This window comes from Bacillus sp. Cr_A10, from assembly GCF_029222665.1.
Classification (GTDB): Bacteria; Bacillota; Bacilli; order Bacillales_A; family Planococcaceae; genus Psychrobacillus.
The window spans coordinates 16,211-42,710 of the sequence record NZ_JARHXR010000024.1; the positions used below are offsets into that span (position 1 = coordinate 16,211).

General features: G+C 36.6%; 22 protein-coding genes, 1 pseudogene and 1 other annotated feature (1 of these 24 only partly in view). Of the genes and pseudogenes, 6 read left to right on the forward strand and 17 right to left on the reverse strand.

Going from position 1 to position 26,500, the window contains the following annotated elements; all coding sequences use genetic code 11:
• Window positions 1–44 precede the first annotated feature (44 nt).
• The 3 genes from P2Q73_RS19300 to P2Q73_RS19310 all read left to right on the forward strand — a co-directional run bounded on the left by P2Q73_RS19300 (window position 45) and on the right by P2Q73_RS19310 (window position 3,704).
• Complete coding sequence (locus P2Q73_RS19300) at window positions 45–416, forward strand: SET domain-containing protein (protein WP_053590059.1); 372 nt, start codon at window positions 45–47, stop codon at window positions 414–416.
• Between the two features lie 551 nt (window positions 417–967).
• Window positions 968–2,356 carry a TldD/PmbA family protein gene (locus P2Q73_RS19305; RefSeq protein ID WP_275790206.1) on the forward strand — a complete coding sequence of 463 codons (1,389 nt, stop codon included), beginning with the start codon at window positions 968–970 and terminating at the stop codon, window positions 2,354–2,356.
• Between the two features lie 4 nt (window positions 2,357–2,360).
• Window positions 2,361–3,704: a TldD/PmbA family protein gene (locus P2Q73_RS19310; RefSeq protein WP_275790209.1), complete on the forward strand. Its 1,344-nt coding sequence runs from the start codon at window positions 2,361–2,363 to the stop codon at window positions 3,702–3,704.
• A gap of 81 nt (window positions 3,705–3,785) precedes the next feature.
• Here P2Q73_RS19310 and psiE read toward each other — a convergent pair whose 3' ends face one another.
• Both psiE and hprK read right to left on the reverse strand, forming a co-directional pair.
• Window positions 3,786–4,262, reverse strand: a complete 477-nt coding sequence (gene psiE, locus P2Q73_RS19315; RefSeq protein ID WP_275790212.1) for a phosphate-starvation-inducible protein PsiE — start codon at window positions 4,260–4,262, stop codon at window positions 3,786–3,788.
• A gap of 203 nt (window positions 4,263–4,465) precedes the next feature.
• On the reverse strand, window positions 4,466–5,395 hold the full coding sequence (gene hprK, locus P2Q73_RS19320; RefSeq protein ID WP_056827340.1) for an HPr(Ser) kinase/phosphatase: 930 nt from the start codon (window positions 5,393–5,395) through the stop codon (window positions 4,466–4,468).
• Window positions 5,396–5,589: 194 nt separating this feature from the next.
• Between hprK and P2Q73_RS19325 the strand changes: the two genes are divergently transcribed.
• Entirely contained in the window at window positions 5,590–6,261 is a 672-nt protein-coding gene (locus tag P2Q73_RS19325; RefSeq protein WP_275790216.1) for a DUF421 domain-containing protein, read from the forward strand.
• Between the two features lie 66 nt (window positions 6,262–6,327).
• Here the strand turns inward: P2Q73_RS19325 and P2Q73_RS19330 are convergent, their stop codons facing one another.
• Window positions 6,328–6,636: a hypothetical protein gene (locus P2Q73_RS19330; protein ID WP_053590065.1), complete on the reverse strand. Its 309-nt coding sequence runs from the start codon at window positions 6,634–6,636 to the stop codon at window positions 6,328–6,330.
• Between the two features lie 348 nt (window positions 6,637–6,984).
• Between P2Q73_RS19330 and P2Q73_RS19335 the strand changes: the two genes are divergently transcribed.
• Window positions 6,985–7,716 (forward strand): hypothetical protein, encoded by a 732-nt coding sequence (locus tag P2Q73_RS19335; RefSeq protein ID WP_056827345.1) that lies wholly within the window; start codon window positions 6,985–6,987, stop codon window positions 7,714–7,716.
• A gap of 42 nt (window positions 7,717–7,758) precedes the next feature.
• The gene (locus P2Q73_RS19340; protein WP_056827349.1) at window positions 7,759–8,958 is read left to right on the forward strand and encodes a polysaccharide deacetylase family protein; all 1,200 of its coding nucleotides are present in this window, start codon (window positions 7,759–7,761) and stop codon (window positions 8,956–8,958) included.
• Window positions 8,959–9,033: 75 nt separating this feature from the next.
• Here P2Q73_RS19340 and P2Q73_RS19345 read toward each other — a convergent pair.
• The 14 genes and pseudogenes from P2Q73_RS19345 to ileS all read right to left on the reverse strand — a co-directional run.
• Window positions 9,034–9,291 (reverse strand): annotated as a pseudogene (locus P2Q73_RS19345) (hypothetical protein); the annotation flags it as partial.
• A gap of 210 nt (window positions 9,292–9,501) precedes the next feature.
• Window positions 9,502–10,134 (reverse strand): orotate phosphoribosyltransferase, encoded by a 633-nt coding sequence (gene pyrE, locus P2Q73_RS19350; protein ID WP_275790222.1) that lies wholly within the window; start codon window positions 10,132–10,134, stop codon window positions 9,502–9,504.
• The gene (pyrF, locus tag P2Q73_RS19355) at window positions 10,131–10,841 is read right to left on the reverse strand and encodes an orotidine-5'-phosphate decarboxylase (protein WP_056827354.1); all 711 of its coding nucleotides are present in this window, start codon (window positions 10,839–10,841) and stop codon (window positions 10,131–10,133) included. The genes pyrE and pyrF overlap by 4 nt, the downstream gene beginning before the upstream one ends.
• A complete protein-coding gene (locus P2Q73_RS19360; protein ID WP_275790226.1) occupies window positions 10,838–11,752 on the reverse strand; it encodes a dihydroorotate dehydrogenase in 915 nt (304 codons plus the stop codon). Before P2Q73_RS19360 ends, pyrF begins: the two co-directional genes overlap by 4 nt.
• Entirely contained in the window at window positions 11,749–12,525 is a 777-nt protein-coding gene (locus P2Q73_RS19365; RefSeq protein WP_275790229.1) for a dihydroorotate dehydrogenase electron transfer subunit, read from the reverse strand. The genes P2Q73_RS19360 and P2Q73_RS19365 overlap by 4 nt, the downstream gene beginning before the upstream one ends.
• The gene (gene carB, locus P2Q73_RS19370) at window positions 12,522–15,719 is read right to left on the reverse strand and encodes a carbamoyl-phosphate synthase large subunit (protein WP_275790232.1); all 3,198 of its coding nucleotides are present in this window, start codon (window positions 15,717–15,719) and stop codon (window positions 12,522–12,524) included. The genes P2Q73_RS19365 and carB overlap by 4 nt, the downstream gene beginning before the upstream one ends.
• Window positions 15,712–16,812, reverse strand: coding sequence for a carbamoyl phosphate synthase small subunit (locus tag P2Q73_RS19375; RefSeq protein ID WP_053590074.1), 1,101 nt, complete (start codon window positions 16,810–16,812; stop codon window positions 15,712–15,714). The genes carB and P2Q73_RS19375 overlap by 8 nt, the downstream gene beginning before the upstream one ends.
• Window positions 16,809–18,089, reverse strand: a complete 1,281-nt coding sequence (locus tag P2Q73_RS19380) for a dihydroorotase (protein WP_056827363.1) — start codon at window positions 18,087–18,089, stop codon at window positions 16,809–16,811. Before P2Q73_RS19380 ends, P2Q73_RS19375 begins: the two co-directional genes overlap by 4 nt.
• 1 nt (window position 18,090) lies before the next feature.
• Entirely contained in the window at window positions 18,091–18,969 is an 879-nt protein-coding gene (locus P2Q73_RS19385; RefSeq protein WP_275790238.1) for an aspartate carbamoyltransferase catalytic subunit, read from the reverse strand.
• 265 nt (window positions 18,970–19,234) lie between these two features.
• Window positions 19,235–20,527 (reverse strand): uracil-xanthine permease family protein, encoded by a 1,293-nt coding sequence (locus P2Q73_RS19390; RefSeq protein ID WP_053590077.1) that lies wholly within the window; start codon window positions 20,525–20,527, stop codon window positions 19,235–19,237.
• A 31-nt stretch (window positions 20,528–20,558) separates the two neighbouring features.
• Window positions 20,559–21,098 carry a bifunctional pyr operon transcriptional regulator/uracil phosphoribosyltransferase PyrR gene (gene pyrR, locus P2Q73_RS19395; protein ID WP_053590078.1) on the reverse strand — a complete coding sequence of 180 codons (540 nt, stop codon included), beginning with the start codon at window positions 21,096–21,098 and terminating at the stop codon, window positions 20,559–20,561.
• A gap of 204 nt (window positions 21,099–21,302) precedes the next feature.
• Complete coding sequence (locus P2Q73_RS19400) at window positions 21,303–22,229, reverse strand: RluA family pseudouridine synthase (protein ID WP_275790242.1); 927 nt, start codon at window positions 22,227–22,229, stop codon at window positions 21,303–21,305.
• A complete protein-coding gene (lspA, locus tag P2Q73_RS19405; protein WP_275790244.1) occupies window positions 22,229–22,705 on the reverse strand; it encodes a signal peptidase II in 477 nt (158 codons plus the stop codon). Before lspA ends, P2Q73_RS19400 begins: the two co-directional genes overlap by 1 nt.
• A gap of 828 nt (window positions 22,706–23,533) precedes the next feature.
• Window positions 23,534–26,296 (reverse strand): isoleucine--tRNA ligase, encoded by a 2,763-nt coding sequence (ileS, locus tag P2Q73_RS19410; protein ID WP_275790246.1) that lies wholly within the window; start codon window positions 26,294–26,296, stop codon window positions 23,534–23,536.
• Window positions 26,297–26,371: 75 nt separating this feature from the next.
• Window positions 26,372–26,500 (reverse strand) — a binding site (T-box leader) (it continues 96 nt past the right edge of the window).

Sequence of the window (26,500 nt, forward strand, 5' to 3'; positions counted from 1 at the left end):
ATAGTTTTGATACGCTTTTAATATTACAGAAAGGAGTTTTCACAGTGGGACCCTTTTGTATTAAAGAAACGGGGAAGTATGGAAAAGGATTATTTGCTACACGTGACATTAAAAAGGATGAACTCATCGAGGTATCACCTGTTATAGTTTCACCTAGAAATGAATGGAAATATATGAAGAAAACCATACTTTTAAATTACTGCTTCCATTGGGGTAAACGTACTGCAATCGCACTTGGATATGGAGCACTTTTTAATCATTCCTATACTCCTAATGTAAGATTTGTTAATAATAAAAAAAATCTATCCATTGACTTTTATGCCATAGATGATATTAATAACGGGGAAGAATTAACCATTAATTACAATGGGGACCCCGAAGATAAATCAAAACTTTGGTTTGAAGTAATTGAGTGATATACATTCTGCTCACAAACTATCCATAAACATTATTTCTATTAATTCATAATTTAACATTTGCCCGTAATAACTCATTTACTTATGAAGCGAAATCTCCGTTATAAGTAAAATGAGTTTTTTTTGCCTGCCCCAAAGCGACTTAGAATGAAAAGAAAGATATATTAAATTAATTAAAGCTATCCCCTTCTCTTGATTTATTTTGAAAAAAATTTAATTACTTGATGAATAATAATTACTGATGTAAGAGAGTGGGAATCCCACTCTTTTCATTTATTCCGCCACTACTACAGGAGGTTTTGGACAGGATACATACCACTAAATAACTCGATAAGTTGATCGTTATATACACACTCCAAGCGTCAATGATCAAACATTAAAAGAAATAATGAAAATAAGAATATTCTCGGCTACGTTTCATACATTAATTGTGCTCGCAATGATTTACTAATTTTTTTATCTGAAATCACAAAAAATACTAAATTATCAAATTTCCAAGTGTATTTACAAAAATCATACGCTATAATCCAAAGTAGAAGGGGGATGGAAAATTGATAAAACAATCAGTTATAGAAAATGTATTGGAAGCTGCTCTATCGACGGGCGGTGATTTTTCGGAAGTTTTCATTGAAGATAAGTATGTGAACAGAATGGAAATGCAAAGTGGAAAGATAGAGAAAAGTATTTCCGGTCGTGATTTTGGAGTAGGTATCCGAATATTTTCAGGTTTTCAAAGTATCTATACCTATACGACTGACTTTACGGAAGAAGGTTTACTATTAGCTGCAAAGCGTGCAGCACATGCCATAATAGGGGGATCCCACGGAATTATTCACCCGCTACAAAGAGAGCTGTATAATCCGATTCACCAAATTGCACAAATGCCACAAACGGTTGAACATGCAAGGAAGGTCGCTATCATTCGGAAAGCAAATGAAATCGCTAGAAATTATGATGGACGCATTCAACAAGTTGGTCTTCGCTATTTCGATGAGGAACAAAATGTACTGATTGCAAATTCGGAAGGTAAATTTGTTGAAGATACCCGAGTTCACAGTAGACTATCTATTCAGGCTACTGCTACTGACGGAGTAGAAATGCAGACCGGCTTTTATGGGCCAGGAGCGCATGCAGGGTTTGAATTTATCGAAAATCTTAATCTTGAACATTATGCAGGTGAAGCTGCACGAATCGCTGTAACTATGCTTGGTGCGGATGAATGTCCAAGTGGTAAATTTCCGGTAATTATTGACAATGAGTTTGGAGGGGTTATCTTCCATGAAGCATGTGGACACGGATTGGAAGCGACTTCTGTAGCAAAGAATAATTCAGTTTTTGCTAACCGTATAGGCGAGAAGGTTGCACCAGATATCGTGACTTATATAGATGATGGTACCCTACCAAACGAATGGGGATCTCTCAATATAGATGATGAAGGTGAAAAAACACGCAAAAATGTATTGATTGAAAATGGTATATTAAAGGGCTATTTAATTGACAAGTTTAATGCACGCCGTATGAAATCAGAAGCAACTGGTTCTTCTCGTCGTGAATCTTATCGTTTCAATCCAACTTCTAGAATGACTAATACGTATATTGCACCTGGTACTTCAACACCTGAGGAAATTATCGCTTCCACTGAGTATGGACTTTACACAAAATACATGGGTGGAGGTCAAGTAAATCCTGCAACAGGTGATTATAATTTCGCAGTTATGGAGGCGTACCTTGTGAAAAACGGGAAAATAGATCGTCCGGTTCGAGGTGCAACACTCATTGGTAATGGCGCTAAAACATTACAGCTTGTAGATCGTGTTGGAAATAATCTTGCCCATGGTGCAGGAATGTGCGGTGCAACAAGCGGAAGCCTTCCTGTTAATGTCGGGCAGCCAATGATACGTGTCAGTGAAATAACAGTTGGTGGTACGAAGGGAGTTTAGAAAAATGAATATTACTGAATTTCAAGAAGAACTTCTTAATAAAGCAAAAAACGTTGGTTTCACCGAAGCTGAAATATATTATGAACGATCTGAATCCTTCCAATGCATGATTTTTGAGGGAGAAATTGATAGCTATGAAACTTCGGAAGACGCAGGATTTGGTCTACGAGGTCTATATAACGGGAAAATGGGGTACGCGTATACAGAAAAAGTGGATGAAAACTCTATTCTATTTTTAATAGAAAGAGCGAAAGAAAATGCCGAAGTACTGGACGATAATGATGGTACAGATATTTTTGAAGGTAGTGATGAATATGCTGGCCATAATTTCTATAGTGAAGAGCTAGCATTAGTCCAAATTCCTGACAAAATTGATTTTATCAAATCAATTGAAAAGAAAGTATTGGCATACGATCCTAGAATCATCACGTTAAACTATTGTATTTTGCAAGACTTTTCTGGAGAGAGATTGTTAACAAACAGTAAAGGCCTCTCATTGAACGAAAAAAAGAACGGACTCATCATTTTCATTTCTGCTGTTGCAAAAGATGGTGAAGAAATGAAGACAGGTAGTTACATTAAAATGACTCGAGATTTTCATTCTTTGAATGCTGATGACATCGCAAAAATGGTAGCTGAGGAAGCTCTATCTAATCTTGGCGAGAAATCAATTCCTGCAGGTAAATACCCAATTATTTTGCGAAACGATGCAGCAGGGTCACTACTTGCCACATATTCACCGATTTTCTCGGCAGAAAACACGCAAAAGGACCAATCACTTTTAAAAGGCAAAGTTGGACAAAAGGTCGCAAACGATTTATTCACATTACTTGATGACCCTTTCCATCCAGAAGCAGTAGCGGGCTCAAATTTTGATGGAGAAGGAGTGGCGACCAAAAGACGCACCATTGTTTCAAATGGAATACTCGAGACTCTTCTGCATAACCGTAAAACCGCTAAAATGGAAGGAAGCGAAACAACCGGGCATGCTCATAAACCATCTTACAAAAGCACCCTGACCGTTGCCCCTTTGAACATGTATATTGCACCTGGAAAAAGAGCGAAGGAAGACCTTGTATCTTCCCTCGCAGAAGGTGTTTTGATAACAGGTTTGTCAGGGCTTCACTCAGGGACGAATGTAATTTCAGGAGATTTCTCCGTAGCAGCAACTGGTTTTCATATTAAAGATGGAAAAATATCATCTGCTGTCAAACAAATGACTATTGCAGGTAATTTCTTTGATTTAATAAAGGGGATAGAAGAAATTGGAACCGACCTCCACTTCCTTCCAGGCGGATATGGTTCACCTTCATTACATGTAAAAGAGCTTTCTGTTACGGTGGATTAAATAAAGTATAAGAAATTATCAACAATCCAACGATTTACAGAAACGAAGAATTCAAGCGTTTTTTAACAGAATGAGGCATCCTCAACTAGGGAGGGTGCCTCTTTTTATTTCCTCCGTATTCTTAAAAAACCAGTGACGATTCGGTCTTTCTAAAGGAGTAACATTCATAATAAAATATCCGATTATTAATATTAAAATAACTATTGAATACAGTAATGTGTCTATAGGGTGGTCATGCTCTACAATAATGAGTCGAATCATAGCGGTAATTCCAACATACAAAAAATAACGTAGCGGAAAATGGTAGTCTTCTTTAAAATATTTTACAATCATTGTTATAAATTCAAAATACAAAAAGAAAATGAGGATATTTGCGAGGAATTGCTTGTAGTCATTGCTCCCTTCCACCATCAACATCTTTACAAAGATAGTGAGCTCTTTGATGAGGAGGAATGATAATATTAGTGCCAAAAGCACTAAACAGAAATTCAAAAAAATTTGCAACACTTTAGGTATAACCTCTAGTACATCTGATAGCCCTACTCTTTTCTTAGACATTCAATTCCCCCATTCATTTTTCTTCACATCGAATGATATGATTAATAAGTATATGTTAGGTTTTCTTACATGTCTAGAATTATTTATGTGAAAATTCAAAAAGAAGACCCTTTTATTATACAAATATATTGTAAACGAGGTGTTAAATTAATAAAACCATTCCTCCCCCACCAGGTAAAAGTGGAGATAAGAATGGTTTTAAATTAATTTGACTTTGGTTCATCAAAATCTTTCTCGAGTCGTTTTACAAACTCTTCTGCAGCACTATACCCTTGTTGTTTTAAATACCAGTTATTTGCTGCTGCTTCAATTAAACCAGCAACATCACGTCCAGGCTGTAGCTGAATTTGAATATGCGGGATTTGAACCCCCATGTAATCAATAAACTTCGTCTCCAGCTCTAACTCATTATTCAGCGCATTATGCTCCCACTTTGTTAATTCAATATCAAGTGCAATCCTTGTTTCTTCTTGAAACGCCTTTCTTCCATAAAGACGAACAACGTTTAGCAATCCGATACTGCGTAACGCCAAAAATTCCTTGTTCTTTTCATTATGTGATCCTAATAGGGTTTGAGGACTTAACTTTTTCAATACGACAATATCGTCTGCTACTAGACGATGACCTCTACCAATCAACGTATGGGCAGTTTCGCTCTTTCCGACCCCTGATTTACCACGTAGTAAAATACCCATTCCCGAAACGTTGACACATACACCATGTATAGCTATTTCGGGTGCCATCGATTTAATGACAAAAGCATCAATTTTCTCACTGACTTCACTTGTAGAGTCAGCAGTACGTAATACAGGAATTTTCTCCTCCACACAATAGGAGATTAAACCAGGTGGCTCCTCTTGATTGGATGTTATAACGATACATGGTGGATCATAACGTACAATATTCCCTATGCGTAGCTTTGATTCGTTTTCAGAAAGAGTATGTAAATAGTTTATTTCATTTTTCCCCAATATTTGTACATGATCTGTCGCTATAAAATCAAATTTATCCATAAATTCAAGACCAGGACGTCGCACTTTAGATTGCTTTAATACGCGGTTTAAGTGACCATGTCCACTTAACACCTCAAACGAAAACCTGTGGACAATATCTTTTACTGTCATTGTTTTCATAGTTATAACACTCGCCTTCTAAATATCATCGTTAATCGTGCTCTTTTCAGCATTTTCAGATGGTAAAACATAAGATTATATGTGTAATGACAATTCATTATACTATGAGAATTCATCGGATGAAACTAAAGAATGCTTAAAATAACTAATAAGGGGTATATTCTTGTAACATTGCTTCACGGAGGTGTACAAGTATGTACCTTGATATAGTTTTCAAAATAGTTGTTGGTCTTTTAGCGTTGATGACTGTAATCCGCATTCTAGGTAAGAAAGAGCTAGCTCAGCTAACTCCATATGATGTCATATATACACTTGTATTAGGAGGAATTCTTGAAGAAAGTATTTTTGACGAAAAAGTGAAAATTTCTCATTTCCTTTTGGCTATAACAACCTGGGCACTATTAATATTTTTAATTGAAAAAGCGACTAAAAAATGGGACCCTATTCGAGTTCTATTAAAAGGAGAACCTGTTAAGCTCATCAGTGATGGTAAGCTTGATATGAAGAAGTTTAATAAAAATCATTTAGAGATGGAACAATTACGGTCTGCCTTAAGAAAACAAGGTGTGTTTTCTCTCCGCGAAGTAAAGGATTTGTTTTTAGAACCTGGAGGCGATTTAACTATTAATAAATACATTCAATATGAGCCAATAAAAAACGGAGATTTTCCAACAAAGGCAACTAATCAAGATCCAACAGTGCTCCTAATAGATGAGGGTGTAGTAAAAGAGGATATCTTAACTTATATAGGTAAAGATAAAAAGTGGTTATTAACAAAGCTTTCTGAACAAGGGTTTACTGATATCAAGAAAATTGCTTATTGTGAATGGTCGGAAACAGAAGGTTTATTTGTACGAAGCTATTAGAAGAAACAAATTTAAAATTGCAAAAAGGCGTCTATCATGTTGATGGACGCCTTTTCACTTGTAAAGTCACACAAATTGGTTTTCTTTATTATCTGATTTTGATGCGTCAATCATTAAGAAAATAGCTGTAAGTATATGCATGATCATTCCAACAAAGGGAATCCACGCGATACAAGATGTAACTATTCCCAATATGCTGCCAGTAGTAGACCCTCCTTCCTTATTAGTAATTACTAGAGTAATAATATGTAGGATTAACATCACAAATAATGGTATCCATAAAAATGAGAGTACAATTGTTGCCCCTAGAATAGGAATTCCTAAAATTGCTTCAAGGCCACCGGTGACCCACTTTAAAACTTTTGAAGATGACATAAAATTCCCCCTGTTTATTTTTCTGAAATCTTATAATAACGTTAAATATACCACATTTTCCAAAATATATCTGTCAATTTATGATATTGTTCCTATGTCAATTAACTTATATTAATTTAATTTGAAAATTTTTCGACAGTTATTAAACTTCTTTTCAGTACATTCTTTACAATATTCTATAAAGTTACCATATTATGTTGACATTATTCTATGGAATCATACAATAGAATTAGGACATAAGTAGTTTTGAATGTATTTTTATTATTTTTAACCAATTACCTTTGTATCATTTTTTACGAAGAATTATTTTTTTGCAATATTATTAAAAAATTATTAGGAGTTGAAATTATGTCAAGTGATAACAAAAATAAGTCAATGGGTTGGTTGAAGGGAGTTCTTACAAATCAAAATCATTTTCCCGAAACAGAACAAAAAGGAAAAGAAGAAGTCTCTATTCAGCTAATAGAAGAGTATAGTAATATGGAGGATTCCTTTCCTCCAGAACAGCCTAGTAAAAAGTACATATTATCAAAAGATAACCAAGATAAGTTATCTTTAGATTTAATTGTTTCGTTAGAGAACCTACTAAATGATCGCCAATTGATGTTTTATAAAAATGAAGGACTCGAAGAACAATTACAAACTGCAAATGAATCAAATAGTCGTTTAAAGCATGATTTGGTAAAGAAAGAACAACTTGTTCAAGACAAAAATAAAGAAATACGTACACTTGAAAGTAATCTTACAAACAAACAAATGAGCTATGATCAGCTCCTAGAGGATTATAAGGAGTATCAAAGCACTTCAAGCAGTGATTTTGACAATATTTCAATTCAACTTGAGAAAGAGATCAATAAATACAACATGCTTAAAGAAGAGTCCTCCAATAATCAGTATCAAAACATGCTATCCATTAGAGAGCTGGAAGAGAGAATAAGAGAATTGGAAGTTGAAAATCAAAAATCCATTGAACAATATACACAAGTACTAGAGGAAAAAACTGAATTAATGAAAACAATCAATGATTTTACTGAGAGAATGTCTTTTTCATTCACTACTAAAGTAACTAACAAAGATTAAAAAAGGAACTCTCCATTCACTAGTAGAGAAAGGAGACAACTTATGTCAGTCTATCTAGTAAAATTAGTAGAATTAATATCAATCAATATAGAATCAGATCAATCATTTTTGCATATTAAATTTACAACTGAAAAAGATGTAGAATTACTTTGGAAAATTGATGATTTTACAGCTGAGAATCTGAAGGCATTGACTGTGTTTGGTGAACATCATAAATACAGACTATCCTTTTATAGCTCATGGGATTCAACTAAAAATCAATATATTAGTTATTTAACAAGGACTTTCCTAGATCAAAGTGAAAAAATCTATTTTGCTTGTTCAGAAGCATACGTAAAAGGATTAAAAGCTATTAAAACTGACGAAGTAAATAGCCAGATTCTTTTACCGTCGATTGCCAATTCTTTATCTATTGAACCTGAAAAAAAGAAACATAAAAAATCTTTGCAAAGTTTTGCCTGGGTATCCTTAGTCTTTATGAGTGTTTTGACGATCGTTCTTGTGGCAAATTCACTCTTATCTATGGCAGAAACGAATGAAAATAGTAAAGAACTTAAAAAAAATAAAACGCAAGAAATAGAAATACCTATCGCTAGTTTGAAAGGAAAAACCGACTCTTTTCAAAAAACTAATATTCCCGAACAAGAATCGGTCCTGCCTTTAGTAGAACTAAGTGAGAACGTTAACTTTAGCATTCAGGAAGGAAATGTTGCCCTGACTTTCGATGATGGCCCTTCCAAATTCACTAAGGAAATTACAGATATTCTAAAGGAACATGATGTTGGTGGAACATTCTTTTTTATTGGAAAAAATGTAGAGAAGTATCACGATTCTATTCAATATGTCAAATCCAATGGGTATTCTATTGGAAGCCATTCTATGCATCATCACAATTTTACTAATCTATCTGTAGAACAACAGGAATACGAACTCTTACATACAAACAAATTAATTGAAAATATAACTCAGGAGAAAATAACTCTTTTTAGACCACCATACGGCTCTAAAAATGAAATTACAATAGAATTAATGGATAAAACGAACACCAAGATGGTACTTTGGAATGCTGATACGGAAGATTGGAAAAGTCAAAATGCAAACGAAATTGTTAATTATGTTGTCAATTCTAAAACCTCAGGGTCAATAATCTTACTACACGAATCACAGGCAGTTATAGAAGCATTACCAAGAATAATTGAGCATTTGAAAAATCAAGGTTTACATATTGTTAGTCTAAACTAAAGATAAAATAATATATAAAGGAGCTGCCTTTCAAACTAAAGGCAACTCCTTTATTAGTCACATTTAATAATACCTTTACCAGCCAAATACGGACTTCATGTCGCTTATACTTTTCTCTTGTTGTTTTAAGCTTTCTAAATATTCTTCTCCAGTTGTCGTGTTTACTTCCATACCTAAGTCATCAATACGCTTGATATGCTCTGGATCTTGAGCTGCTTTTGAAATTGCATCTGCTAGTTTTTTGGCTATTTCTTCATCTAGACCTGCTGGAGCACCTATTCCTCTACTTAACATACGATCAATTTTTGTTCCTGCAATTTCGTTCAAAGTTGGAACATCAGGTAGAAACTATCATCATTCTTAATGAAAAAATACATTTTATAGCATGCTTATTATTTGTAGGAAAATCAACCTTTAGTTGGGATATATTCATATACAGTTAGAAAATCAGCATATGTAGTTGGAATAATGGAGAGTTTAGTCGGAAACAAATTTATTCCAGACAAAAAAGGAGTTGTCCCTTATAGGATAACTCCTTTTTGATTATTTCAACAAGCCTTGCTTCAAATCACTATGCCACGTAGTCAGCAGTGGTAAATCTTCTTCTGCGATTGTTCCAGCTTCCTTTGCTGCATACACGAGTGCATCATAATTTGTTAAACTTACGAAGGTTATTCCTGCTTCTTTGAATGCTTCCTCTGCTTTAGGAAGACCGTATGTAAAAATACTCACAACTCCTAGAACATCCAAGCCTTCTTTTTGCAGTGCTTCCACTGCAACTAAGCTGCTTCCACCTGTAGATATTAGATCTTCAATTACAACTACTTTTTGTCCTGGCACAACTTTACCTTCAATTTGATTGCCACGACCATGCTCTTTGGCTTTCGAACGAACATACATCATTGGTAGTTCTAATACGTCGCTAACCCATGCGGCATGTGGAATTCCAGCTGTTGCTGTCCCAGCTACCGCTTCTGTTCCTAGAAAGTTTTTTTCAATTGCTTCTGCTAACCCTTTTGCAATTTCTTTTCGGATTTTAGGAGAAGACATCGTAATGCGGTTATCACAGTAGATTGGAGATTTAATACCGGAAGCCCATGTGAAAAGGTCATTTGGCTTTAGCTCTACAGCTCCTACTTGAAGTAATGCTTTTGCGATTTTATTTTCTAATGTCATGCGTTTTCCTCCCACATGTTTAATACTTTTTCATACGCGAATACTGGATTTTCTGCTTTTGTGATTGCACGGCCTACTACAATGTGAGATGAGCCAAGTACTCTTGCATTTGAGGGAGTAGCAACACGAACTTGATCGTGTGTGTCTCCTTCTGCTAAACGAATTCCTGGTGTCACACGTAAGAAGTCATTGCCGCAAGCTTCTGCAATTTTTTTTGCTTCTAAAACGGAACAAACGACACCGTCGAGATTTGCTTGTTTTGCTAGTTTTGCATAGTGAACAACAGACTCATCAATTGTCGCTTGAATGAGTTGTTCCTCTTGCATTTGCTTCTCAGAAGTTGATGTGAGTTGCGTTACTGCAATAATAGAAGGTCTTCTATTTCCAGCAGCTGTACCTGCTTCTAACCCCTCTCTTGCCGCACTCATCATCGCTTCTCCACCAGCCGCATGGATATTAACGAGGTCTGCTCCAAGTCGAGCAAGTCCTTTCATCGCTTGTCCTACAGTGTTTGGGATATCATGCAATTTTAAATCTAGAAAAACATCATGACCCATTTCTTTTAACTTATAAACAATGGAAGGGCCTTCTTGTAAATATAGCTCCATGCCTACTTTAACAAATAGTGTCTGTTCAAAAGGAGACAAGAATTGATATACATCTTCTGCAGTAGCAAAATCTAATGCAATTATCGGACTGTTTTTCATAAACGATGACTCCTTCCAACTAGTTCAGATACCGTATTAAAACCTAATTCATCTAATTTATTTGGGAGCTGGTCAATTAGAGTCGGGCAAACAAAAGGATCTACAAAGTTTGCTGTACCTACTGCAACAGCACTAGCCCCTGCACTTAAGAAGTCAATGACATCTTCAATAGTAGCAATTCCACCCATACCAATAATCGGAATAGATACTTGCTTTGCTACATCATATACCATTCGAAGTGCTACAGGTTTAATTGCTGGCCCTGATAATCCTCCAGTTACATTTGCTATTACAGGTCTTCCTGTTTTAGTATCTAATCGCATCCCGAGCAGCGTATTAATCATCGTTATTCCGTCTGCTCCACCTGCTTCCACTGCTTTTGCAATGTCATTTACATTTGTAACATTAGGTGAAAGCTTTACATATACCGGAACGGAAGATACTGCTTTCACTGCTTTCGTTAATTCTTCCGCCACTTTCGGATCTGTCCCAAATGTAATACCACCTTGTTTTACATTCGGACAGGAGATATTAAGTTCCAGTGCATGAACATTTGGTGCTTTGGAGATTTCTTCTGCAACTGTAACATAATCTTCTGTAATATAACCTGCTACATTTGCGATAATAGGCACATCATATTGCTCTAGCCAAGGGAGTTCATTTTCCATTACTTTCGTTAAGCCTGGATTTTGTAAGCCAATTGCATTTAACATTCCAGCAGGTGTTTCAGCTACACGAGGAGTTGGATTTCCTAATCTCGTTTCTGGTGTAGTTGCTTTAATCATAATTGCTCCAAGCTTAGAAAGATCATATAACTGCGCATATTCTTTTCCAAATCCAAAGCAACCCGAAGCTGGCATTATCGGATTTTTCAAGGAAAGGCCTGGTAATTCGACTGCTAATCTATTCATACTCGAATCACTCCTGACTCAAACACTGGTCCATCTGAACAAACTTTCACATAATCAGCATCTGTTTTTTCTGTAGTTTCGCACACACACGCAAAGCATGCACCTATGCCACAACCCATTCTTTGTTCAAAAGATAGATATCCTTCTTTTTCTGGATACATTTTCTCAAGCGCAGCAAGCATAGGCGTTGGACCACAGCTATAATACACTGAAAAATCATCCTCTAATGTTTCAAGCACATTTGTAACAAATCCTGCATGACCAAAGCTACCATCAGCTGTTACGATAAATGTTTCACCGAGTTCCGTAAATTGTTTCTCATAGAAGACTACATCTTTTGTTTGGAAACCTAGCACATGAATTGGCTGTACTCCTTTATCAACCAATCTTTTCGACAGCTCATAAAGTGGAGGCACTCCAATTCCACCTCCTACAAGTAAAGCTTTTTGACCCGCTTGTATTTTATCAATTGAAAAACCATTTCCAAGAGGTCCAAGTACATCAACCTGGTCCCCTTGTCTTTTTTCAGAAAGAAGGATAGTCCCTCTTCCATCAGCGCGGTAAATCATTGTAAATTCTAATGTTTCTTTGTTAATAGAAGATATACTGATTGGTCTTCTAAGCAAAGGTTCCATTTGATCAGACACACGTATATGGACAAATTGACCTGGCTGATTCATTTCTAATGCGAGCTGTCCACTTAATGTTAGTTCAAAAATGTTCGTCGCAATTTGTCTTTGTTTTACGACTTGCATTTGTTCTTGTCTGATCATGCTCGAACCTCCTGTTTCTGCATTATTTCTGTAGAGAATGTCATAGACTCAATTACTCTCAACATTGCTTCTGCTGTATCTAAAGAAGTTAAACACGGTATACCATTTTCTACTGACTCACGTCTAATGCGGAAGCCATCTCGTTCTGGTTGCATGCCTTTAGTTAGAGTATTAATAACAAACTGTGCATTTCCTTTTTGAATGACATCTAGAATTGTTGTGCCTTTTGAGCCAATTTTATCTACAATATCAACTGGAATGCCCGCTTTTTGGATTATATCTGCTGTTCCTTCTGTTGCTATAATACGGAAGCCTATATTATAAAATCTTTTTGCAATCTCAGTAGCTTCTTCTTTATCTTTATCTGAGATGGTCATTAGGACAGAGCCATGATCTTTAATTTCCATTCCAGCTGCTACTAAACCTTTATATAAAGCTTTTTCTAAGGTAATGTCTTTCCCCATTACCTCCCCGGTCGATTTCATCTCTGGTCCAAGTGTAATATCCACTCGGCGAAGTTTTGCAAAACTAAATACCGGTACCTTTACGTATACTCCTGGGCTATTTGGAGCAAGCCCTGGTTTGTATCCTTGTTTTACAATGGATTGACCTAATATTGCTTTTGTCGCAATGTTTGCCATTGGAATTGATGTAATCTTACTTAAGAAAGGTACTGTACGACTTGAACGTGGATTTACTTCAATCACATATACTTCATCTTTTGAAATGACGTATTGAATGTTCATTAACCCTACAATATTTAATCCTTTAGCAAGACGAGTTGTGTAATCTACCAGTGTATCGATATGTTTTTGTGATAGTTTTTGCGGTGGATACACAGCGATTGAGTCACCAGAGTGAACTCCTGCTCGTTCAATATGTTCCATGATTCCCGGAATGAGTACATTTTCCCCGTCACAGATTGCATCAACTTCGACTTCTGTTCCAGTTAAATAACGGTCGATTAACACTGGTTTTTCTGGACTTGCTTCTACCGCATTTTCCATATAATGTTTGATTTCATCTTCGTTATATACGATTTGCATCGCACGACCACCAAGCACATAGGAAGGTCTTACTAATACTGGATAACCAATTTCATTTGCGATTACAATCGCTTCCTCTACAGAAACTGCAGTTTTTCCTAATGGTTGTGGAATTCCGATTCCGTGCAGGGCAGCTTCAAACTTATTACGGTTTTCCGCTCGATCAATATCCTCTAGTGTAGTACCTAGAATTTTAACTCCTCTTTCTTCTAATGCATCAGCTAGGTTGATAGCTGTTTGTCCTCCGAATTGAACAACAACTCCTTTTGGTTGCTCTAGGTCCACGATATGCATTACATCTTCTATTGTTAATGGTTCGAAGTATAATTTGTCTGAGATAGAGAAGTCAGTTGAAACTGTTTCCGGATTATTATTAATAATGATCGCTTCATATCCTGCTTCTTTAATTGCCCATACAGAATGTACAGTTGCGTAGTCAAACTCTACCCCTTGCCCAATACGTATCGGACCAGAACCTAATACAATGACACTTTCTTTTTCCGAACGGATGGATTCGTTTTCTTCTTCATATGTGCCATAGAAGTAAGGTGTTTCCGATTCAAATTCTCCTGCACAAGTATCAACCATTTTGTATACTGGTACAATTCCATGTTCTTTTTTGAAGTCATACACTTCTATTTCTTTTACATCCCAATATTTTGCGATTGTTTTATCAGCAAATCCCATACGTTTTGCTTTGTATAATACTTCTTGATTGAAAGGATTTTCTTGAATAACCTTCTCATATTGCACAATGTTTTGTAGTTTGTTTAAGAAAAACATATCGATTTGGCTCCACTCATGGATTTGCTCTACCGATACGCCTCTACGCAACGCTTCTCCGATGAAGAACAAACGCTCATCACCTGCACGTCGAATACGTTTTTTCATCCACTCGTCTGTAATGGATTCACTGTTTTTCATTTCTAAATGGAAGTGTCCAGTTTCAAGAGAACGAACTGATTTTAAAATTGCTTCTTCAAACGTACGACCAAGTGACATTACTTCACCAGTTGCTTTCATCTGTGTTCCAAGATTACGTTTTGCAGATTCGAACTTATCGAATGGCCATCTAGGAATTTTAGCAACAATATAATCGAGAGCAGGTTCGAAGCAAGCGTATGTTTTTTCTGTTACAGGATTCATCATTTCATCCAATGTTAATCCGACAGCTATTTTTGCAGCTAGTTTTGCTATTGGGTAACCAGTTGCTTTTGATGCAAGCGCTGAAGAACGACTAACACGTGGGTTAACTTCAATAATGTAGTAGTTAAAGCTATGTGGATCAAGTGCTAGCTGAACATTACATCCACCTTCAATTTTTAATGCACGAATAATTTTTAGCGATACATTTCGTAGCATTTGGTTTTCACGATCTGATAATGTTTGAGTTGGTGCAACTACGATAGAGTCCCCTGTATGAATTCCAACTGCATCTACGTTTTCCATATTACATACAACAATTGCATTATCCGCAGAGTCACGCATTACCTCATACTCTATTTCTTTATATCCAGCAATGGATTTCTCAAGAAGACACTGCGTTACTGGGCTATATTTTAATCCGCTTGTTACGATTTCCAATAAGTCTGCATCATTATGACAGATTCCACCACCTGTTCCTCCTAGGGTGAATGCCGGGCGCACGATTACAGGGTAGCCAATTCTTTCAACAAATGCTTTTGCTTCCTCTAAATTATGAATGATATCACTTTCTGGAACTGGTTCATTTAATTCATTCATCAATGTACGGAATAAATCACGATCTTCCGCTTTATGGATTGCCTCCAGTTTTGTACCTAGAATTTCAATACCTAGTTCATCCAAAATACCTGATTCATCCAGCTGAATGGCCATATTCAGACCAGTTTGACCACCTAGTGTTGGAAGTATTGCGTCAGGACGCTCCTTACGAATAATTTTGCTTACAAAAGGTAGAGTGATTGGTTCGATATATACTTTATCTGCTATTTCTGTGTCAGTCATAATTGTCGCTGGATTAGAATTTACAAGGATTACTTTATATCCTTCCTCTTTTAATGACATACACGCTTGCGTTCCAGCATAGTCAAACTCAGCTGCTTGACCGATTACAATTGGACCAGATCCGATAACTAAAATTGTTTCTATATCTTTACGTTTAGGCATTTGAATTCTCCTTTTTGTCTCTAGCATTCATTAATTCGATAAACTGATCAAATAGATGAGTAGAATCTTCAGGTCCCGAAGATCCTTCAGGATGGAACTGTACACAGAACACTGGGAACTTTTTATGTCTTACACCTTCAACCGTACCGTCATTCAATGCAACATGTGTAATTTCTAAATCTGTATTTGCAATTGAGTCTGCATCAATTGCATAACCATGGTTCTGAGAAGTTAACTCTGTTCTTCCAGTAGTTAAATCTTTTACTGGATGATTCCCTCCACGATGTCCAAATTTTAATTTAAATGATGTTGCTCCACTTGCTAGAGAAATAAGCTGATGACCAAGACATACTCCGAAAATCGGAACGTTTCCAATAATTCCTTTCACCATTTCGATAGCCTCTGGAATATCGGTTGGATCTCCAGGTCCATTTGAAAGCATTACACCATCTGGATACATACCTAAGATTTCTTTTGCGGAAGTGTTATATGGCACAACTATAATGTCGCAATCGCGTTTGTTTAATTCTCTTAAAATACCGTGCTTCATACCAAAATCTACTAATACTACTCTTTTTCCGCGTCCTGGACTTGGATATGGACGTGTTATGGAAACCTGTTCTACAACATTTCTTGGTATTTCAGTAGATTTCAATGTCTGAACTATTTCTTCTACCTTAACTTCTTCTCCAGCTTTTGTTAGCTGCCCTTTTAAGGACCCGTGTTTACGAATAATACGGGTTAACTTTCTTGTATCGATTCCTTCAATTCCTGGAACATTTTTTGCTGCTAAAAATTCACTTAATGAGCCAGCACTTCTAAAATTAGATGGTTGTTCTGCAAGCTCTCTAACAACTACACCAGAAAGTCCAATCTCAATAGCTTCAAAATCATCAGGGTTTACACCATAATTACCAACCATTGGGTAAGTAAACGTTAATATTTGACCACAGTTGGAAGGGTCAGAAATAGATTCCTGATAACCGGTCATAGCCGTTGTAAATATAACCTCACCAATTGTCCCTTCCTCACTTCCAAATGCATTTCCTTTAAATACAGTGCCGTCTTCTAATATTAAATATCTTGTTTTCATGCGTTCTCCTCCTGCCATACGATTTCTCCGTTGAAAATAGTTACTTGAGGCCATCCATTACAAGCCCAACCGTCAAATGGTGTATTTTTACCTTTTGATAAAAATGCTTCTTTATCAATCGCTTGTTCTTTTTCTAAGTCAATCAAAACTAAATCAGCGGGTGCCCCCTCTTCTAGTTTTCCAAACTCAAATCCAAAAACCTCAGCAGGCTTTATCGTTAAGTAATCTAATAACTGTTTCAAAGTCCACTCACCAGTTTTCACAAAATGTGTATACAAGAGAGGAAATGCTGTTTCTAGTCCGACAATTCCAAATGGTGCTTTTTCGAATCCATTTGCTTTTTCTTCTTCTGTATGAGGAGCATGATCTGTTGCAATAAAATCTAGCGTACCGTCAAGCAATCCAGACCGAAGTGCAAGCATATCGTCTTTCCCTCTTAATGGTGGATTCATCTTCCAAACGGCATTATTCGATGGAATATCATCCTCGCAAAGCAATAAATGATGAGGACTTACTTCTGCTGTCACTTTTACTCCAGCTTTTTTAGCATCTCTAATTACACGGACAGATTCCTTCGTACTAACGTGACAAACATGATAATGTGCTCCCGCTGCTTCAGCGAGTAAAATATCCCGGGCTATATGTACTGATTCTGAAACGGAAGGGATTCCTTTTAGTCCAAGTTCTTCATTTCGTTTTCCTTTGTGCATAACTCCTCCGTATATAAGTGAGTTATCTTCACAGTGAGCTACTACAGGAATTTGAAAATTTGCTGCTTCCTCCATCGCTTCTAGCATTGTGCCAGCTGCTTGCACGCCTACTCCATCATCTGTTAAAGCAAATGCTCCTAGCTTTTTCAATGCTTTAATATCTGTTCTTTCTTTTCCAGCTTGGCGAATAGTGATAGATGCATACGGCAACACTCGCACAAGCGCATTTTTCTCTATTAAGTCTAAAACATGGGTGAAGTTTTCAACTGTATCTGGTACGGGTCTCGTATTTGGCATTGCACAGATGGTTGTATATCCACCTTTAGCTGCTGCTTTCGTTCCACTTTCAATCGTCTCCTTGTGCTCACCACCTGGCTCACGTAAATGAACATGTACATCGATGAAACCAGGAGAAAGTAACATACCTTTACCATCAATTACTTGTGCATCATTTATAGTTTCATTCGTCCCAATTTTAGTGATTACTCCGTTTTCTATCACAACTGAAGTGTTTTCTAAACTTCCTTCATTGTTAACTATTTGAACGTTTTGAATAATTTTTGTCATCCTATTCTCTCCCTTTCAAAATCATTTCAATGACTGCCATCCGAATGAAAACACCATTTTCTATTTGCTTAAAGATTCTTGAACGATCCACTTCAATTAGTTCACTCGCTATTTCAATATCTCTATTTAATGGACCTGGATGCATAATGATTGCATTTTCCTTCATCCTTTTTTCTCTTTCTACAGTCAATCCATACGCTGCATGATAACTTTCATTTGTAAAGTATGATTTTCCATCATGTCTTTCATGCTGTACACGAAGCATCATCATTACATCACTTGTCTCAATTATTTCATCCATATTGTTGACAGCATCAAATTCTGCTTGCCACTCGGGTGGGCATACAAAATTAACTTTCGCTCCAAGTCTTATAAGCGCATCTGCATTTGAACGGGCAACTCGGCTATGTGCAATATCTCCAACTATAGTTATTTCCTTATTTTCAAACGTCCCGAATTCTTGTTGGATAGTCAATAAATCAAGAAGACTTTGTGTAGGATGATTCCCTGTTCCATCTCCACCGTTAATAATGACAGGTTTTACTTTTTCTATTAATTCATCAAAGAAGTTATTTTGTTCATGTCTGATTACAACCGCATCAACCCCAATTGATTCCAAGGCTTTCACCGTGTCATATAGTGTTTCTCCTTTTAAAGTGCTAGAAAAGCCAGCCTCAAATGGAAGTACATTTAAATGTAACTTTCTCTCGGCCATTTCAAAGCTCATTTTTGTTCGTGTACTCGGTTCAAAAAATAAGTTAGCCATTGTGTAGTTATGTTTTAACGTGGATTGTTCGCCTTCACGAAATGCTTGAGCAAGTTTTAAAATATCCATAATTTGTTCTTTAGATAATTCTTTCATCGATACTAAGTTTTTCATCTATATCCCCCTATATTAAATGCATGTTGGCATATTTGCGTTCAGATTTTTATCGATTTAGCTCGATAAATTCCTCGAAAGATCTATGACATCCGCCGGAGGCTTTAACTTTATTCAGAAATTTGTCTCAATGAAGTTAAAAACCTTCTCGAAAAGTCTCGAGAAGGTTCGTTTTTGCATAGACAAGTAAAGGATCTTATGGAAAATCCCTACTCTGCTAGCCGAACCTTTTGTTGACTCTCTGTTCAACTTCTTAAAAGGTTAATTATTCTTTTTGTTCCATACCTGCAATTGGTTCTTCTTTTCTTCCTGGAAGCACTAGGTTTAAAATAACCCCAATAATCGCTGCTAATGCCATTCCTTCAATACTTAATGATTCTGATACAACAAACTTCGCACCACCGATACCTATTACTAAAATTACAGATGCAATTACTAGATTACGATTATTACCGAAGTCAATATTGTTTTCTACAAGCATTCGAAGACCGCTTGATGCAATAATTCCGAATAGGAGTATGGAAACTCCACCTAGAACTGCTGTTGGAATCGATGCGATCACTGCCATAACTTTTCCAAGGAATGAAATAGCTATCGCAACGACAGCTGCACCTAAAATTACATATACACTATATACACGTGTGATGGCCAAAACTCCGATGTTTTCACCATAAGTCGTTTTAGGTGGACCACCGATTAGTGAACTAACAAATGTTCCTAAACCATCACCTAGTAAAGAACGATGTAAACCTGGTTCTTTTATATAATCACGTTCAACTACTTTACCAAGTACTAATTGATGACCTATATGTTCTGAAATTGTTACAATTACGATTGGAACCATAATTAGCAACAACTTAGAAGTTATTACAAAATCATAATCTATTCCTGGAATTAAGAAGTCAGGAACTTCAAACCACTGCGCTTGTTTTACTGCTGTGTAATCAATAATCCCAATGGCAGCTGAGTAAATATAGCCTACTATTAAACCGATTAAAATTGGCATAGTGCTTAAAATGTTTTTAAAATAAATGGTGCAGAAAATCGCTGTAAATAATGTTACAAGAGCAGCAGAGAAGTGTGTAAAGCTATATACCGAGTTACCATCTACTTTTATATTCATCGCCATATCTACAGCTACTCCAGCAAGTCCTAATCCAATAACCATGATTACGGGACCAACTACAATTGGGGGTAGTAGTTTCATAATCCATTTATACCCGCTTTTCCAAATAACCAGGGCAACTATTCCGTACGTAATTCCAACAAACATCCCACCGATCATTGCACTTCCGGCTCCACTAACTTTTGTTGCTAAAATAATTGGAGCAATGAATGCAAAGGATGAACCTAAGTATGCTGGTACTTGAAATTTCGTGATTAAAAGAAAGAAAATCGTTGCTATACCGCTAGTAAGTAATGCAATTGCAGGACTTAACCCAACTAGCTGTGGCACTAAAATAGTGGAACCAAACATCGCAAACATATGTTGAAAACTTAATGTTATAAGTTGTCCACCTGATGGCTTTTCGTTTACGTCTAACACTGCATTTGTCATGGGATTTTCCTACCTTTTTCCATAAGATTTATTATTCAAAGATGGTAACTGCATCAACCTCATCTGTTTCTACTACTTTTACAACAATTCTTTCACTACTTGATGTCGGAATATTTTTACCAACATAATCCGCTCTAATTGGAAGCTCACGATGCCCCCTGTCAATTAATACCGCTAATTGAATTTGAGCAGGTCTACCTAAATCCATCACTGCATCCATAGCAGCACGGACCGTTCTTCCTGTGTATAACACATCATCTACTAAAATAACTTTTTTATTTGCTACGTCATGCGTAATGTCCACTTGTTGAACGAGTGGCTCATTCGATTCATTTTTTAAAGATAAGTCATCTCTGTATAACGTAATATCCAGTTCTCCAGTTTTGATTGCATTCCCTTCGATACTTTCAATTTTTTTAGCAAGCCTTTTTGCTAGAAAAGCACCTCTTGTTTTTATCCCTACTAGAATACATTCTTCAATTCCTTTATTACGTTCAATTATTTCATGTGCAATTCTTGTCAAAGCCCTATTAATAGACTGTTCATCTAAAATGCTAGCTTTCTCCGCCATATGTACCCTCCTTTTATTGATAAAAAATAAAAAACCTCTTGAGCTAGAGATGCCCAAGAGGTTGTATGTGCGTAATAAAATAGGGTGCACCCACAAAATAAGTCCGCAGACAAATAGTGAGTCACTTTCACATGTACCTTCTCAGCCTCTCTGGACTGTTATTAAAGGTGAAGCTATTTACTTTTCTTTGCTTAGTATAAAGCATTAATCTTCTTTAATCAATGATTGTTTTCGTAAATCTTGTAATAAATTTGTGAAATCCTCTGGAAGTGGGTATGAAAACTCCAAATATTCACCTGTTTTGGGTTGAATAAACCCTAGTACCCCTGCATGTAAAACTTGTCCATCGAAATCAATTGTTTTCTTTGGACCGTACTTCGGATCTCCTGCTAGTGGATAACCAATATACTTCATGTGTACACGAATTTGATGCGTTCTTCCAGTTTCTAACTGACATTCTACTAATGTAAATTTATCAAAACGTTCTAAGACACGGAAATGCGTAACTGCATGTTTTCCATTGTCTACAACTGCCATACTTTGTCGGTCTTTTTTGTCTCGACCAATGGGAGCATCAATTGATCCCTTGTCATGAGGGATACGACCATGTACAACTGCAGTGTATTTCCGTGTTACTGTTTTCTTTACTAGTTGATCAACTAACGAAACATGCGCAACATCATTCTTTGCTACCATTAATAATCCAGTTGTATCTTTATCGATACGGTGAACAATTCCTGGACGTAAAACACCATTAATTCCTGATAAATCTGTTATTTGATACATTAGACCATTTACAAGAGTACCAGTTACATGTCCTGGAGCAGGGTGTACAACCATACCACGTGGTTTATATACAACTGCAACATCTTCATCCTCATAAATAATTTCTAAATGTAAATCTTCTGCAACAACATCAAGTTGCACTGCTTCAGGAGGAGTTACGACAATTACGTCTCCTTCCTTCACTTTATAGTTCGATTTAGCAGCCTCTGTATTCACAAGTACATGTCCATCTTTTATAAGATTTTGGATTTGTGTTCGCGACCATTCTGTGTCAAATGATGCTATCGCTTTGTCGATTCTCTCTTTTGCAAGTTCTTTTTCAATAATAAACGTTAATTCTTCCATTACTTCACCTTTTTCTTTTCAGCTCGTTCTTCTTTCAGTATAAATAATATGACAATTACAACACCGATTGTTAATGCTGCATCTGCAACATTAAAAATAGGAAAATCATAATTAATGATTGGGATTAAGACATCAACAAAGTCCACTACTTCATTTCTCCAAAGTCGATCGATAAAGTTTCCTATCGCTCCACCTAATAGTAGCATTAAACCAGACTGAAACATTGGTTTACCTTTTGCTTCTTTATGAAAGTAATAAATAATACCAATTATGACGACAATCGTTACGACTGTAAATAAACCAATTTGGCCTTGTAACATTCCCCAAGCGGCTCCACGATTTCGATGAGAAAGTAATCCAATATAAGGATCCAATATTGGAATTCGTTCTCCTAATTCCATATTTTTAACTATTAACCATTTAGTCCACTGATCAAGCGCAACTACTAACGCTGCCAATCCATAAAATTTCCACACAACAATTCCCCCGCAATCAAATTCACCTTGGCGTTTTTACACCAGATTTTATCGAACAAAAATCTGTGGTATTTCCCCCGAAGGTTTTAACTTTATTGATCTTGTGCATAGTAAGACCTACCCAATAAAATTAAAAGAATCTACAACAGTTTACCATACATTCTATATATACGTAAAAGATGACCTATCTAAGAAAAGCGCAAGCGCAGAAGGAATACAGTCTAAGTTCGCGACATCGTGTCGCAACGACTGTATGACCCACTTCCTGTGGGCCTCCGACAAGCAAATGTTCTTCACACAAAGAAGTCGCTCTTTGACTTCATTGTGTGAAGGTTATTTGACCTCGAGGGGCTAGTCGCTGGAGCTAGACAGCATAAGAAGAGCGCAAGCGCAGAAGGAATACAGTCTAAGTTCGCGACATCGTGTCGCAACAACTGTATGACCCACTTCCTGTGGCCCTCCGACAAGCAAATGTTCTTCACACAAAGAAGTCGTTCTTTGACTTCGTTGAGGGAAGGTTATTTGACCTCGATGGGCTAGGCGCTGGAGCTAGACAGCATAAGAAGAGCGCTAATACCCCTTTAAGACATTACCTGTTCTCAATCGATATCGGAGTGCTTTGGACAGACTTCGGCTACATGACTACCGTGAGATTATTTTGAAGGGGTGGTCGTGACTGTCGTCACGACCACCTCTTCTTTTTTCGATAATCTTGTACTAGTCGTCTGATTCAACGCACAGAATATTTGCTGGAATACTATTTATAATAGTTTAGACTTTCTAACTGAAAAAAATGTGGTCCTACTATTACGGACCACATTGATTTTATTAGATATAATGTTGCTCTACAACATCTGCACAACGAGTACATAATGTTGGGTGTTTTTCGTTTGCTCCCACTGTTTCAGAAATTGTCCAACAGCGTTCACATTTTTCTCCATCTGCTTTTTCCACCAAAACAGAAGCATTTTCAAGAACTAAGCTAGCTTCTGTAGCATCTTGTTGAGAACCTGCAAGTTCAAATTGAGATACGATAAATAATTGAGCAAAATCAATTGTATCAGTATCAAACAATGGTTTAAATTCATCTTTCACATATAACGTTACTTTAGCCTCTAAAGATTTACCAATTGTTTTAGCATTTCGTGCTTCTTCTAATGCTTTTAATACATCATCACGTAAATCCATGATTTTACTCCACTTAGCAGCTAATGCTTCATACTCTGGGTATTCAACTGCGTCTGGCATATCTGTAAGTTGAATGCTTTCTTCAGTTTCATTCTCTAAATAAGACCAAAGCTCATCTGCTGTATGAGGTAAAATTGGTGTCATTAATTTTAATAGGGAAAGAAGTGTATCATACATAACTGTTTGCATTGCACGACGATCTTTATGATCTTGACCATAAATGTATACTACATCTTTTGCAATATCCAAATAGAATGAGCTTAACTCACCTGAAACAAAGTTATTTACTGTATGATAAACGCTAGCAAAGTCGTAACGTTCATAAGCAGCTCTTACTGTTTTAATGACTTCTTGAAGTTTCATGTATACATATTGATCTACTTCACGAAGATCTTTAAATTCAACACGATCATTCACTGGATGGAAATCGCTAATATTACCGTGTAAGAATCGGAATGTATTACGGATTTTTCTGTAAACCTCTGTCACTTGTTTAAAGATTGCATCCGATACTCGAACGTCTGCTGTGTAATCAACAGAAGCTACCCAAAGGCGAACGATATCTGCACCAAGTTGGTTCATCACTTTAGAAGGCACAATAACATTACCTAATGATTTACTCATTTTACGTCCTTCACCATCTAACGTAAATCCATGGCTTAATAACCCTTTGTAAGGTGCATGACCATATACAGCCGTGCTTGTAATTAATGAAGAGTTAAACCATCCACGATATTGGTCTGAACCTTCTAGATATAAATCAGCAGGGAATACTAAATCGTCACGTTCAACTAAAACTCCTTGATAACTAGAGCCAGAGTCAAACCATACGTCCATAATATCTGTTTCTTTTGTAAAGATTCCATTTGGACTTCTTGGGTGTGTAAATCCTTCTGGAAGTAATTCTTTCGCTTCTTTTTGGAACCAAATATTTGAACCATGTTCTCGGAATAATTTTGATACATGAGAAATAGTTTCTTCAGTAAGGATTGGCTCTCCATCTTCCGCATAAAACACAGGAATTGGAACACCCCAAACACGTTGACGAGAAATACACCAGTCTCCGCGATCGCGAATCATATTGTATAAACGAGTTTCACCCCAAGTAGGAGTAAAATTAGTATTACGAATCGATTGCAATAATTCATCTCTAAAAGCTTCAATTGATGCAAACCATTGTGCAGTAGCACGATAAATAACTGGTTTTTTAGTACGCCAGTCATGTGGGTATGAATGCGTAAAGAATGTAAGTTTTTCTAAAGCCCCAACTTTATCAAGAGCTTCTGTAATTGCTTTATTAGCATTATCATAGAAAAGACCTTCGAAACCTGGAGCTTCTGCAGTCATAACTCCTCGGTCATCCACTGGACATAAAACGTCTAAACCATATGCTTTACCAACATAAAAGTCTTCTTCCCCATGACCAGGCGCTGTATGAACACAACCTGTACCAGATTCTGTCGTTACATGTTCCCCAAGGATAATTAAGGAATCACGATCATAAAGTGGATGTTTTGCAACAAGACGATCCATTTCTTTTCCAACTAATGTACGCTCAACAGAATATTCTTCCCAACCTAGCTCGGATGCAACAGATTCCACTAAGTCTTTTGCAACAATAAATTTTTTATCTTTTACTTGAACTACCGCATACTCTACAGATGGATGAAGGGAAATTGCTAAGTTTGCCGGAATAGTCCAAGGTGTTGTCGTCCAAATAATAAATTTAGTTCCTTCTTCTAGAACGCCTTTTCCTTCTGTTACTGAAAAGCTTACATAAATAGAAGGCGATTTTTTATCTTGATATTCAATTTCTGCTTCTGCTAGAGCAGATTCACTAGAAGGTGACCAGTAAACTGGTTTCAAACCTTTATAAATATACCCCTTCTTCGCCATTTCTCCGAATACCTCGATTTGACGAGACTCAAATTCTGGTTTTAGCGTAACATATGGGTTTTCCCAATCGCCACGAACACCTAGACGTTTAAACTGATTGCGTTGGTTATCAATTTGCTCGTAAGCATATTCTTCACAAAGCTTACGAAACTCTGCTAAAGTCATTTCTTTTCGTTTTACACCTTTATTTGTAAGTGCCTGCTCAATTGGTAATCCATGTGTATCCCAACCTGGTACATAAGGTGCATGAAATCCAGTCATTGATTTATGTCGAACAATCATATCTTTTAATACTTTATTTAGTGCATGCCCCATGTGAAGATCACCATTTGCATATGGAGGACCATCGTGTAACACGAAAAAAGGACGTCCTTGTGTTCGTTCTTGTACTTTTTTGTAAATATCCATTTCTGCCCATTTTGTTTGGATATCTAACTCTTTAACAGGTAAATTTCCACGCATTGGGAAATCGGTTTTTGGCATTAATAACGTGTCTTTGTACTCCATTTTAATTCCTCCTTATTTTTGAAAAAGCGTAAGGTGCTAGAAAAGAGCTAGAAAATAAAAAAAACCCTCATCCCAAAAAGGGACGAGAAGTTATAGCTCGCGGTACCACCCTACTTGCGATTTTCTAGAAAATCGCCGCTTAGTATGTCATAACGGGACATAATCCGAAGACACTTACTAGTTAACTTTCAGTGCCTTTGCTCA